This window comes from Marixanthomonas sp. SCSIO 43207 (assembly GCF_019904255.1).
In the GTDB taxonomy this organism is placed as follows: Bacteria; Bacteroidota; Bacteroidia; order Flavobacteriales; family Flavobacteriaceae; genus Marixanthomonas.
In genome coordinates, this window is sequence record NZ_CP063203.1 from 2,810,573 (window position 1) to 2,823,795 (window position 13,223).

The 13,223-nt window shown below is 35.9% G+C and carries 8 protein-coding genes; 7 read left to right on the forward strand and 1 reads right to left on the reverse strand.

Features of this window, described 5'->3' with window-relative positions:
- Nucleotides 1-37 precede the first annotated feature (37 nt).
- The 5 genes from INR76_RS13220 (at nucleotide 38) to INR76_RS13240 (ending at nucleotide 7,952) form a co-directional block, all read left to right on the forward strand.
- Nucleotides 38-3,262 carry a hypothetical protein gene (locus tag INR76_RS13220; protein ID WP_223108425.1) on the forward strand — a complete coding sequence of 1,075 codons (3,225 nt, stop codon included), beginning with the start codon at nucleotides 38-40 and terminating at the stop codon, nucleotides 3,260-3,262.
- 11 nt (nucleotides 3,263-3,273) lie between these two features.
- On the forward strand, nucleotides 3,274-5,193 hold the full coding sequence (locus INR76_RS13225) for a S9 family peptidase (protein ID WP_223108426.1): 1,920 nt from the start codon (nucleotides 3,274-3,276) through the stop codon (nucleotides 5,191-5,193).
- A gap of 106 nt (nucleotides 5,194-5,299) precedes the next feature.
- A complete protein-coding gene (locus INR76_RS13230) occupies nucleotides 5,300-5,989 on the forward strand; it encodes a DUF2490 domain-containing protein (RefSeq protein ID WP_223108427.1) in 690 nt (229 codons plus the stop codon).
- A complete protein-coding gene (locus INR76_RS13235; protein WP_223108428.1) occupies nucleotides 5,986-7,200 on the forward strand; it encodes a bifunctional alpha/beta hydrolase/OsmC family protein in 1,215 nt (404 codons plus the stop codon). The genes INR76_RS13230 and INR76_RS13235 overlap by 4 nt, the downstream gene beginning before the upstream one ends.
- A gap of 137 nt (nucleotides 7,201-7,337) precedes the next feature.
- The gene (locus tag INR76_RS13240) at nucleotides 7,338-7,952 is read left to right on the forward strand and encodes a superoxide dismutase family protein (protein ID WP_223108429.1); all 615 of its coding nucleotides are present in this window, start codon (nucleotides 7,338-7,340) and stop codon (nucleotides 7,950-7,952) included.
- Nucleotides 7,953-8,161: 209 nt separating this feature from the next.
- On the opposite strand, the gene INR76_RS13245 is transcribed toward INR76_RS13240, so the two are convergent.
- The gene (locus INR76_RS13245) at nucleotides 8,162-11,599 is read right to left on the reverse strand and encodes a M36 family metallopeptidase (RefSeq protein ID WP_223108430.1); all 3,438 of its coding nucleotides are present in this window, start codon (nucleotides 11,597-11,599) and stop codon (nucleotides 8,162-8,164) included.
- Nucleotides 11,600-11,861: 262 nt separating this feature from the next.
- Here INR76_RS13245 and INR76_RS13250 point away from each other — a divergent pair, with 262 nt between their 5' ends.
- On the forward strand, nucleotides 11,862-12,395 hold the full coding sequence (locus tag INR76_RS13250; protein WP_223108431.1) for an RNA polymerase sigma factor: 534 nt from the start codon (nucleotides 11,862-11,864) through the stop codon (nucleotides 12,393-12,395).
- Between the two features lies 1 nt (nucleotide 12,396).
- The gene (locus INR76_RS13255) at nucleotides 12,397-13,194 is read left to right on the forward strand and encodes an anti-sigma factor domain-containing protein (protein WP_223108432.1); all 798 of its coding nucleotides are present in this window, start codon (nucleotides 12,397-12,399) and stop codon (nucleotides 13,192-13,194) included.
- Nucleotides 13,195-13,223 lie beyond the last annotated feature (29 nt).

A 13,223-nucleotide genomic window follows, 5' to 3' on the forward strand; every position in this document is an offset into this window, starting at 1 on the left:
CTTTAAACTCAATTTTTAATTTCTGAAAAATCAACTAATGAAAAAACTACTTCTCTTTACCTTTTTACTTATTCCTATACTTACTTTTTCTCAAAAACTTTCAATGGATATTTTGAAAGATAAAAAACCTCGAAATATTGGTCCCGGTGGTATGTCTGGACGTGTAACAGCCATAGATGTTGTTACCAATAACCCTGATGTAATGTATGTGGGTACAGCTTCAGGTGGTCTTTGGAAAAGCCAAAGTGGCGGTATTTCTTGGAAACCAATTTTTGACAACCAACCTACAGCTTCTATTGGTGCGGTAGCAATTCAACAGAGCAACCCTTCTGTAATTTGGGTAGGAACTGGTGAAGGAAACCCTAGAAATAGTTTAAACGGTGGTTATGGAGTGTATCGCTCACTCAATGGTGGAAAAACATGGCAACTAATGGGCTTGGAAAAAACACGTCATATTCATCGTATTATTATTGACCCAACAGATTCAAACACAATATATGTAGGTGCTATTGGCTCACCTTGGGGTGAACATCCAGAACGCGGAGTTTTTAAAACCACAGATGGTGGAAAAACTTGGAATAAAATCCTTTTTGTAAATAATAAAACCGGTGTAGCAGATATGGTTATGGACCCTACAAATCCAAATAAATTAATGGTTGCAATGTGGGAACACAAACGCGAACCTTGGTTTTTTACCTCAGGAGGAGAAGGTTCTGGTCTATACGTTACTCACAATGGTGGTGAAACTTGGGAAGAACGTACCAACAAAGATGGGTTACCAAAAGGCGATTTAGGTAGAATGGGAATTGCTATCGCTAAAAACAAACCCAATATAGTCTATGCGTTGATCGAATCTAAAAAAAACGCACTATACAAAAGTGAAGATGGAGGCTTTACTTGGAAAATGATAAACAATGATATGAGCGAAATAGGAAACCGTCCTTTCTATTATGCTGAAATATATGTAGACCCTCAAAATGAAAATCGTGTTTTCTCTGTTTTTACATACGTGAATGTTTCAGAAGATGGAGGAAAAAGTTTTAAACAGTTAATGGGTGCTTATGGCGTTGATAACGGTGTGCATCCAGATCATCACGCTTGGTGGATTCATCCTAATGATGGTAGTTTTATGCTAGATGGTAACGATGGAGGTCTTAACATTACTCACGACGGAGGAAAAACTTGGCGTTTTATTGGCAATTTACCTGTTGCACAGTTTTACCACATTGCTGTTGATAATGAGTTTCCCTATAATGTGTATGGCGGAATGCAAGATAACGGTAGCTGGCGTGGTCCTGCATATGTATGGAAAGACCAAGGCATTAGAAACAGCTATTGGCAAGAAATAAGCTTTGGTGATGGATTTGACGTTGTCCCAGATCCAGATGACAGCCGTTATGGATGGACAATGAGTCAACAAGGATTTGTAAGCAGATATGACCACATCACAGGAAATAATTATACCGTTCGACCTACTCACCCAGACCCAGATATGCAATTACGTTTTAACTGGAACAGTGCTATTAATATTGATCCTTTTAATTCAAATACACTTTACTTCGGAAGCCAGTTTGTACACAAAAGCACCGACAAAGGCCTTACTTGGCAGGTAATATCTCCAGACCTCACAACCAACGATCCTGAAAAACAAAAACAAGCTGAAAGTGGCGGTCTTACAATCGATGCTACCGGAGCTGAAAATCACACAACAATTTTAGTTATAGAGCCTTCACCTGTGGAGCAAAATATGTTATGGGTTGGTACCGATGATGGTCGTGTACATTACACAACCGATGGAGGTAATAACTGGACAGATGTCTCAAAAAACATCCCTGAATTACCTAAAGGAAGCTGGATTGTACAAATAAAAGCTTCAAATAAAAATAAGGGAGAAGCACTATTAGTTGCAAATGATTATAGAAGGTTTAATTACAAACCGTATGCTTACAGAACTACTAACTATGGAAAATCTTGGACGCGAATTGTAGATGAAAATGATGTTATAAGCTACACATTAAGTATTGTAGAAGATCCCAAAGAAAAAAACTTATTGTTTTTAGGAACAGACGACGGACTTTATGTTTCAATCGATGCTGGCAGCACTTGGGAAAAATGGACAAATGGATTTCCTACTGTTTCAGTAAAAGATTTAGTAATCCACCCACGTGAAGACGACTTGGTAATTGGTACCTTTGGTAGAGCCGCTTGGGTGCTTGATGATATAAAACCGTTAAGAGAAATAGCTTCAAACACTTCTGTTTTACAAGAAGATATTAAACTATTTGAAGCACCAACTGGCTATCAAGCTTCCTATCAACAGCCTACCGGAAGCCGTTTTGGAGCAGATGGTTTATACAATGGTGAAAATAGATCTTACGGAGCTCATTTCAGTTATTATTTTAAAGCAAAAAATAACGAGAAAGATGAGACCGAGAAAGATGATAAAGATTCAGAACCCGAAGATGAAGAAGTTACCACTTCAGAAGAGAAAATGGATGGAAAACACAAAGACAGTTTGTATTTACGCATATACGATGGTTCTCGCCTTATTAGAACACTAAAAAAGAAAAAACCAGACAGTACAGGAATTTACAACTGGTCGTGGTATATGAATGAAGCCGGTGTAGATCGACCCTCAAGAAGAACGAGAACCAGAAACAATGAGCCTAGCGGTACTTCTGTAAAACCAGGAACTTACCGAGCAGAACTTTCATTTAATGAGACTACATCACCTACAAACATTACCATTAAAAGCGACCCGAGATTATCTATTTCAGAAAAAGCAATTAATGAAAGTTATACCGCTTCAAAAAAACTGGAACAGATGACTCAAACCGCCGCCGATGCTGTAAAGCAATTGATTGAGAGTAAAAAAATTGTTGAAGATTACAGTAAAAAGTTAAAGGATAAAGACAAAGAAAAATTTAAAGATGAACTAAAAATGAGCAAAGAGGTGACACAAAAAATTGACTCTATTGTAGCGCTTTATCTAGGAAAGGAGAGTAAAAAACAAGGTATTGTTCGTAGTCCAGATCCAGATGTTATGCAACGTATAGGTCAAGCTAGTTGGTACAGCGGAAGTCGCCCTAACGGATTAACAGCTACAGAACAACGATTGATGAAACAAGCCAATGATGCATTAAATAAAGCTTTACAAGCTACTAATGAATTTTTTGTAACCGAATGGAAAAAATATAAGTCTAAAATAGAAACAATAGATTTATCACCCTTTACAGAAGTCAAAACTTTTAAAACCAATTAAATAACCAACATATGAAAAAACTCATTTTACTCAGTTTAGGGTTTCTTCTATTTATCTCCTGCAAAGAAGAGAAAAAGGAAGAAACAGCTCAAGTGGAAGAAATTCAACAATATTCCATTGAGCAATTTATGAACAATGAAAATGCCTTTGCAAACGGCTATGCTCCAGACAAATCAAAGGTATTAATGACCAGTAACCGGTCTGGTATTTACAATATGTATACTGTTCCGGCATCTGGAGGCGAGTTAAGCCCTATTACAAAATCTGATAGTGCTTCGGTATTTGGAATTTCGTATTTTCCAAATGATGATAGAATTCTCTTTCGCATGGACGGAAATGGAGATGAAATCTATAAAATCTATATGAAAGACAGCTCCGGAATAAAAGCTCTTACTCCTACCCAAAAAGTTAGAGCACTATTCAGAGGTTGGTCAAAAGATGGAAAAAGTTTTTTCTACGGAAGCAATGAGCGCGACTCAAAGTTTATGGATCATTATGAGATGGATATTGAAAGTTTTACCCCAAAAATGATTTATAAAAATGAAGACGGAATGGATTTTGGCGGCATGACCGAAGACAGAAAATATATTGCTCTATCAAAATCTATAAATACAAATGACAGTGATTTATATCTTTTAAATACCGAAACCGGAAAAAAGACAAAAATTAACGATACCCTTAGCGGTAATTCACCTCAAGATTTTTCACCAGACGGAAAGTCATTGTACTACACCACAGATGCAGATGGTGAATACAGCACACTTATGAAATATAACATCGCTGAAGGCACATCTGAAAAAGTAGCTGAACGCAATTGGGATATCACAGGTTTTTACTTCACACATAATGGCACATACCAAATTATGTTTATAAATGCCGATGCCAAAACCGAAATGGAAGTAAAAGAAGTAGCTACAGGTAATGTCGTTGATTTTCCTGAAATTGAAGGACAAAGTATCAATAGTGCCAATTTCTCAAGAGATGAAACTATGGCGTTGCTAAGTGTTGGTGGTTCAAATACCCCAACCAACTCGTATTCTTATAACTTAAATTCAAAAGAAAAAGTAAAACTTACCGATGTTTTAAACAAAGAAATAAATCCTGATGATTTAGTTTCAGCAGAAGTAGTACGGTATAAATCTTTTGACGGATTAGAAATCCCTGCTATATATTATCAACCCAAGCAGGCTTCTGTAGACAACAAAGTACCAGCCCTTGTGTGGGTTCACGGAGGTCCCGGTGGTCAATCTCGCCAAGGGTTTAACTCTACAATTCAATACTTGGTAAATCACGGTTATGCAGTCTTGGCTGTAAATAACCGCGGAAGCAGTGGCTACGGAAAAAGTTTTTATAAAATGGATGACCAAAACCATGGCGATAAAGATTTGAAAGATTGTATTGCCGGTAAAGATTGGTTGGCAGAACAAGAAGTGATTGATGGAGAAAAAATAGGTATTATTGGCGGATCGTATGGTGGTTTTATGACAATGGCAGCCTTAACCTACGCTCCTGATCAATTTGATGTTGGAGTAAACCTTTTTGGTGTTACCAATTGGCTTCGCACGTTAAAAAGTATTCCGCCATGGTGGGAATCTTTTAAAGAAGCTCTTTATACTGAAATGGGAGACCCAAACACTGCAGATTCTGTTCGGTTACGTGAAATATCGCCACTTTTCCACACCGATAAAGTGACTAAGCCTCTTATGGTATTGCAAGGTTCTCAAGACCCACGTGTATTACAGGTAGAAAGTGATGAAATAGTTGAAGGCGTAAAGAAAAATGGTGTCCCTGTTGAATATGTTTTATTTGAAGATGAAGGCCATGGCTTTGTGAAAAAAGAAAATCAAATAGAAGCCTACGGAAAAATTAAAGACTTTTTAGACAAGTATTTAAAAGGTGTAGGACAGCAAGGGATGGATACAGGAATGTAATTCAATCCTTCTTAAATTAAAAAACATAATACTGATGGTAAATTCCTTTTAAAGAATTATGCCATCAGTATTATTTTTATATATTATCCCTAAAAAAATGTTTACTATGATTAAAGAAAGAATTGTTATTCTTGTTTTCCTTCTAGGTTTAACCCCATTATTTGCCCAAAACAATGCCGAAGATGAACTTGGTGCTTGGTATATTTTAAGTTCAAACAGTAAAATTTCAGAAAAATTCAGTGTACAAGCTCAAACACAGTTTAGGTTTTACGAAATTGCGAGTGAGATACAACAATTTAAGATAAGAACAGGTGTAAAATATCGTGTTATGGAAGGTCTTTCTGTAGGTGTTGGATATGCATATTTCAGAAATGATTTTTCATATCTAGAAGCTACACCACCTGCTTTTGATGAACATAGGATTGTTGAAGATGTGTATCTAGATCACAATGTAGGTAGCGTGAAGGTAGACCACCGCGCTAGACTTGAAAATAGGTTTATTGTAAGAGATCAAGAAACAGACACTCGACACTGGTTTAGGTATATGTTTAAAATAACCTATCCCTTTTTAAATAATTGGAGTGCAGATGTATATAATGAAATCTGGCTTAACGTTGGTGATGAGCCTACTTTTGCTCAAAATTGGTTGGGATTTGGTGTTAGTCATAAAATTAATGACTTACTCAAATCTAGAGTTGGTTATCAAAGAATTCACCTTGATGGACCAGATTTTGACAGAATTTTGATAGGAATCACCTTTACACCCGACTTTACTAAAGAAAAAAGTAAATCATGAATACACAAAAAGTAGATTTTGAAAATAATGAGGGTCAAAAATTAGTAGGCCGCATTGAATTACCGGCTAATCAACAACCCCATAATTTTGCAATATTTGCACATTGTTTTACTTGTACAAAAAACTTATCGGCGGTACGTAATATTAGTAAATCACTTACTTCGGCGGGTTTTGGCGTACTTCGGTTTGATTTTACTGGATTGGGAGAAAGTGAAGGCGACTTTGAAGACACAAACTTTTCAGGAAACGTTGAAGATTTAATTGCTGCTTCAGACTATCTTTCAAAAGAATATAAAGCTCCTTCCCTACTCGTAGGTCATTCATTAGGCGGAGCAGCTATTATTTTTGCTGCTGAACAAATAACATCAGTCAAAGCAATAGCAACCATAGGTTCTCCTAGTAATCCAGAGCATGTTACACATTTACTGCAAAACGATATTGATAAAATAGAAACTGAAGGTGTAGCTACAGTACAATTGAGTGGTCGTCCCTTTACCATAAAAAAGCAATTTTTACACGATTTAAAAACCAAATCGCTACCAGAGACTTTAAAAAAATTACGCAAGTCAATTTTAATTTTACACTCACCACAAGACACGCTGGTAGAGATTAATAATGCAGAAGAGTTATACATTGCAGCCCATCACCCAAAAAGTTTTATTTCACTTGATGGTGCAGACCATTTATTAACCAATAAAAGTGATTCAATCTATACCGGAAAGACGATAGCTGCGTGGGCTTCTCGCTATGTTTTAATTCCAGAAGAACAAAAAATTTCTTCAAAACATGATGTAGTAGCCAGTCTAGATAAAGAAGATGCTTTTACTACCAATCTAAAAATAGGTGCTCATTATATGCTTGCAGATGAGCCTAAAAGTTTTGGTGGAAATGACTTTGGCCCTTCTCCATATGAATATGTTTCTGCAGGACTTTCGGCGTGCACTGCTATGACTATTCAAATGTATTCAAAACGTAAAAAATGGGATCTAGAAAATGTTGAAGTTCATACTAGCTATGAAAAAAGACATGCACAAGATTGTGAAAACTGTGAAGACCCTTCTGCAAAAATTGATACCTTTATTAGACAAATTAAATTTGAAGGTAATCTTGATGAGAAACAAACAAAACGTTTAATACAAATTGCCGATAAATGTCCTGTTCATAAAACTCTTCATTCTGAAACGCAAGTAATTACTACTGTTATTGATTAATTAACTTTAAAAAAAGAAGCTTTACACCTAACGTTTCTATTCTACCTAAATGCTAAGATTTTTTTAAAATGTTGGTTTTGGTATCCTTTCCTTTTACCTTTATTCTAACTGAAACCAAAAATTTAAAGTAAATACTCATGAAAAAAGTAAGTATATTATTTTCGGCCTTAGCTCTTATGGCATTTACAAGTTGTAATGACGGTAAGAAAAAGGAAGAAAAACAAATGGATCAAATGGAAAAGTCTGAAAAAACAGACATAGACCAAAAAATGAATCAAGAGAAAAAAGATATGAATGATGGCACGTCAATGACCATTACTCTTGAACCAAAAAGTGAAAGCTCTGCAAGTGGTAAAGTCTCTTTTACTCAAAAAGACGGAATGGTGATGATGAAAGCAAAAATCTCTGGACTTACCCCGGGGACACACGCAATTCATATTCACGAAAATGCAGATTGTTCTGCGCCTGATGGCAAATCTGCAGGTGGACATTGGAACCCAACTTTTGAGAATCATGGTAAATGGGGAAGCTCAGACGGATATCATAAAGGTGATATAGGTAATATGGAAGCCGATGAAAACGGTAATGCTACTATCTCTATGCAAACTGATGAATGGTGCATAGGATGTGATGATGAAAACAAAAACATTGTAGGTAAAGGAATTATTGTACACGGTGGAGCAGATGATTTTACATCACAACCCTCAGGTGCTGCTGGTGCGCGCGTTCTTTGTGGAGGCGTTATTCAGTAATTAATAATATATAAATCATTAAAAAAAGACCTTTCTTGATAGAAAGGTCTTTTTTATGAGATAATATGTTTCTTTTTAGGGACTTTAATCGTTTACTGTATGTTTCATATTATTTTTCTAATTATATATAACCAAAAACAATACCAAAAATTAAAGCCTCGTTTTCAGTTTCAGAAAACGAGGCTTTTTAACTTAAAACTATATACTTTTTATTGCTTTACAATACGCTTTACAATACTAGCATCTGTAGCTTCAATTTTTACAAAATACATTCCAGATGCATATTGCTCCATCGAGATGATGGTTTCAACATCTGCATTTGTAAGATCTATTTGCTGAATAATACGTCCGTTAATGTCTGTAATTACAGCTTTGGTTAAAGCTTTATCACTCACGTTTGACAAGGTTACTTGACCTGTTGTTGGGTTTGGGTACAAAGCAATACCATTGTAAAAGTCTAAATCTCCAATGCTTAGTACTTCTTCTACAATTAAATTAAACGTACACGTACCTTCATTTTCTCCATCAGAAGCCGTCATAGTAATTACGGTTGTACCAAGTCCTACTTCGGTTCCAGGTGCAGGATCTTGAGAGATACTTGGTGTAGAAACACAATTATCTGTAGCCGTTGTATCACCTGTATAATCTGGAACTGTAAATAATTGACCTTCCTCAACTTGAACTGCAACATCTGAAGGACAAGTAACTTCAGGTGCAATATCTTCAGCTGTAACTTCAGTAGCTGTACGTGATGCTAAACATCCCTCAAAAGCAGAAACATTAATATCATCATTTGGCGCTCCATAATCTGAAGCCTCACAACTACCGCTCCAGTCTGCAGCAGCATCGCTATCTCCAACTCTTCGGAAAGAACCGCTACAGTTGGCTAATAAATCTGCGCCATCACCAGACCAATCAAGATCTGCAGCTGTAATGTTAAACCCATTGATTGTAATATTCAATCCAGATATTTCAGCTTCAGTAAAGTTCCAGAATACTGAATCTACAACATTACCTTCATCATCTATAATTATAATCCATCCGGTTCCTTCATTGTCCCAATACAAGTTATTACCCCAATAGTTTGAACCACTATCATCATTGTACTGAACTACTGAATTTGCATCCATCTCGCCAAGCGTTTGAGTAATAGAGTTCATAGCGTTAACATCTACGTATGGATCTTCACTAACCGCTACTGTATATCCTGAATAATCTTGTGCAACACCTACATTTTGAATTTCAAATCTATCTGGTGTTTCTAAGGTAACTTCAGAAATTACAAGTTTTGATAATGGTCCTGCAGGGTTTTCTTGTGCATAAACCGTTGTACTTTCTGTAGGTGTAAATGTATATATTTCTCCTTCTGAAAGAAGGTTTCCGCCAAATTCTGCATCATACCACCCTATTACATTTGAAGGGTCGTTAAGTGTTGCAGTAACAGTCACCTCATCTCCTATACAAAAATCTGAAACCCCTTGAGTTACCGGGCTATCTGGAATAGCTAATACTTCAATGGTATCTGTATCTGTTGAAGCTGTTGTACATTGTGCTTCTGGAACTTCATATGAAATGGTGTGTACCCCTACTCCGGCCGCAGCTGGATCAAAAGAATAAGTAAGACCATTACCATCATCAGTTACACCGGGACCGCTGTAAATCCCTCCTGCTGGGCTTCCGCCTGATAAGTTTGTAAGAACTTCAGAGCTTGCACAAACATCTTCAGGAGCAGAAAAATCTGCTTCAGATGGAGGAAGATCAAAGGCTTCTGTACCATCGCTTGTACTGTTTGAAGAACCTTGAGATGCGCTATAACCTAGTCCTCTTTTTGCAAAAGCTTCCCAAATTAAACATTCGTTTGCTCCGCCGTATATAGCTTGATCTGCTGCTAATATAGCATCACGACCATCTACAAAACCAGGGCTACAAGGCTGTAGTTTCATACCTTCTGTAACTAACGCCATAGCCATAACATTTCCTGCGTCTTGATTTACATCTCCAGTAAAGTTGTAAATGTCTTCATCAATTCCGTATTCATTCATTAATGCCCAAGACATTTCCCATAACATTTCAGCCCAAACCGAACCTATTCTGTGTACGCTTGAAACTCCATTAATATCACTATATGTATCTGGGTTTACGCTTAAGTCTGTACTGTATGGATAGCTTCGTATACCATCTCCATTTTGACCTTGACCAAAAAGATACGTTCCTACAGCTCTAGGGTCCTCTGCAACATCTCCTGGTCTCATGGTTAAAATTACTCCATAAAAATCACTCCATCCTTCGCCCATTTGCTCAGAGTTGTTTAAGCAATTTGTATTTGATCCTCCTCCAGTAAGTCTATTTGAAGTACCATGTGAAAATTCATGAATTACAACTAAGTTATCAAATGAACCGTCCTTATCATTACAGATATACATGTTCATAGATGGATTTTGACCGTCTGGTGGTGTTCCAAAAGTAGCATTACACCATTCAGAAATTTGTGCATTTGCATCTACAGAGTCACTTCCTTGACCGCCATTACCATAATTGTTTTCTTGGAAGTTACCACTTACATCATCAAATCCATATTGATACATTACATCATGGATGTAATTGTTTATATAAAATAAGTGTGAGATTGAAGCGTCTTCATATTGGTTTGAACCTGTCCAAGATTGATTAAAAGCATACCCTGTAAAGTCTAATGAAGATCCGCCGTCTGGTCTATACCCAGAATTGTTTCCTGCTTCAAAAGCATCTACGTTATTACCACGAGTAGTAGTAAATTCTGGTCCTTCTACTCCATCTGTATCATGCCATCCAAAAGGAGAGGCTACTGGATGTGCAGGATCTGTTACAATAGTACGATCACCATAATAAGGACTTTCTAGCGGCATTTCAAAAACCTCATAACATTCTGTACATCCAGCTGTTTCTGCCATTTTTTCTTCATAATTAGGAATATCATAAAGATTCTTATTATAGTCCAATACTTCTTTATCGTGATTGTGGTCGTGATCCATAGTACACGTAAGCATCCAGTTATTTTTATCTAAAAGATTTCCTGTTGCTGCATCTATACGAGCATTCCACCAGTCTTTACGTGATTTTTCTTGAATAGAAATATCCCAAGATAAAATAAGGTCATCATTTACTTTTTGATACACTAATTTTGCAGGGATTGGACTTAGCGATATTCCACCTTTGTCTAATAATGTCTCTTGATTGGCTTGATTTTTTCTTTGAATAACCGAAAGAGAACCGTTTACAGTATATCCTAATCGTTGCGCAGCTGCTTGAACCGCTTGTTCTGCTGTTAATGAAGGCATCTTGGCTCCTTTTACTTTATCTGAAGCATTTTTAATAAAGTTTAAAGTACCGGAAAGTTTTTTTCCGTTTGGTAAAATATGTAAGCTAGACTCAGTCCCTTTAATTGCAATATCATTAAGAGTTTGATTAAAGTAAACATGAGTTACTCCACTAGCTTTACTTACATGTTGACTTGAAACTTTCCAGTTTAAATCTGCAGAAGTAAGCTCTGTATTTTCCAACTTTTGTTGAAATTCTTTTTGTAAAGTTTTGGTAAAATCTTGAGCATATAGTTGTGAGACTAACAAACAACTTAATGCCAAAAAGATACCTTTTGTAATTTTTCTCATAAAAAGTAATTTTAGGAATGGGGTTAATTTCTGTAAAACTATTAATATTTCCATTTTATTCAAATTTTTTACTTATAAAGCCCTAACTTTAACAGTATTTCATTTAAAAAACCATTGTTTTGCCAATTTGATATTTAATTTACTATAATTGTTTTATTCTTTAATTTGGGAATATTTCAAGTCCGCTTCATAAAATTAACTTGGTATTCCTATTTTATTTAGTTTATTATTAGTTATTTTAGCTACGAGACAAAACAAAAAAATGAAACAACCAAACGAATTAATCATCTCCATGCAGAATGGAGATGAGAAAGCATTTTCAAAATTATATACCATGTATTCTGAAGCCTTGTTTGGCATTATATACAGTATAGTACTAAATGAAAATGTTGCCGAAGAAGTGATGCAAGATGTTTTCATTAAAATCTGGGATAATTCAAAATCATATTCAGTTGAGAAAGGTAGATTTTTCACTTGGATCTTAAATATTGCTAGAAATTCAGCCATAGACACCACTCGGTCAAAAGCCTATAAAAATTCAAAGAAAAACCTTAGTACAACCAATTTCGTAGATATTATTGAAGCGTCAGATAACTTAAATAAAAAGACCAATGCTATTGGAATAAAAAAATATCTAAGCGCTTTAAAACCTGCTTGTATTAAAATTATCGACTTTTTAATATTTAAAGGGTATACGCAAAAAGATGCTGCCAAAGAAATAAACATACCTTTAGGAACATTAAAAACGCGTAACAGAAAATGTATGCAGGATTTAAAAACAATTGTATTAGGATAGTATGAATGCACAAGAATTAATAGAGTCAGGAAATCTAGAGCTTTATGTTGCTGGTTCTTTAGCTTCTGAAGAAGTAAAAGAAGTAGAAGAAGCTATTGAGCAGTACCCTGAAGTAAAAGAGCAAGTAGAAATGATTGAAGCAAGTGTTATTACACTTGCTGAAACTGTTTCACCTCCGCTTTCTGCTCTTATATGGTCTCAAATAATTGAGAATATAAGAAAAGTGAGGCCTATTTCAAGCAAAACTCCATCAACAAACTGGGGTGCTATCACGGGCTGGGCTGCAGCAATATTGGCAATTGCAGGTATTTTCTGGATGCTTAAGCAACGAAATGACCTTCAAAACACTATTCAATACACAACTACTCAAAATACAGTACTTGAAGAAAAAGTAACGACTGCTGAAACAAAACTAGCAGACGCTAATGAAGTGCTTGACGTAATACGTTCAAAAGAATATACAACTTATACCTTACCCGGTAATCAAGCAGTTGCTCCACAAGCATTTGCCAAAGTATATTTTAATAAAAAAGACAAAGTTGCATATATAGATGCTAAAGGATTACCAGAAGCACCTCGTGGTAAAGTATATCAAGTGTGGTCTTTAACCATGCAACCCCTCACCCCTACAAGTGTTGGTTTACTAGATTCTTCTATAGAAACCAAAGACAGACTATTTTTAATTGATATGAGTGATATTGCTAGTACAGAAGCTTTTGGTATCACGCTTGAACCTGAAGGTGGTAGTGAAACACCTACTATGGATCAATTATATACTCTAGGCCAAGTTACTCCATAAAAATTTTACATTAATATAAAATTAAAGCA

Coding starts and splice junctions, on each gene's coding strand:
- INR76_RS13230 (WP_223108427.1), top strand. CDS start 5,300: ATGATTAAAGAAAGAATTGTTATTCTTGTTTTCCTTCTAGGTTTAACC.
- INR76_RS13250 (WP_223108431.1), top strand. CDS start 11,862: ATGAAACAACCAAACGAATTAATCATCTCCATGCAGAATGGAGATGAG.
- INR76_RS13245 (WP_223108430.1), bottom strand. CDS start 11,599: ATGAGAAAAATTACAAAAGGTATCTTTTTGGCATTAAGTTGTTTGTTA.
- INR76_RS13220 (WP_223108425.1), top strand. CDS start 38: ATGAAAAAACTACTTCTCTTTACCTTTTTACTTATTCCTATACTTACT.
- INR76_RS13255 (WP_223108432.1), top strand. CDS start 12,397: ATGAATGCACAAGAATTAATAGAGTCAGGAAATCTAGAGCTTTATGTT.
- INR76_RS13225 (WP_223108426.1), top strand. CDS start 3,274: ATGAAAAAACTCATTTTACTCAGTTTAGGGTTTCTTCTATTTATCTCC.
- INR76_RS13240 (WP_223108429.1), top strand. CDS start 7,338: ATGAAAAAAGTAAGTATATTATTTTCGGCCTTAGCTCTTATGGCATTT.
- INR76_RS13235 (WP_223108428.1), top strand. CDS start 5,986: ATGAATACACAAAAAGTAGATTTTGAAAATAATGAGGGTCAAAAATTA.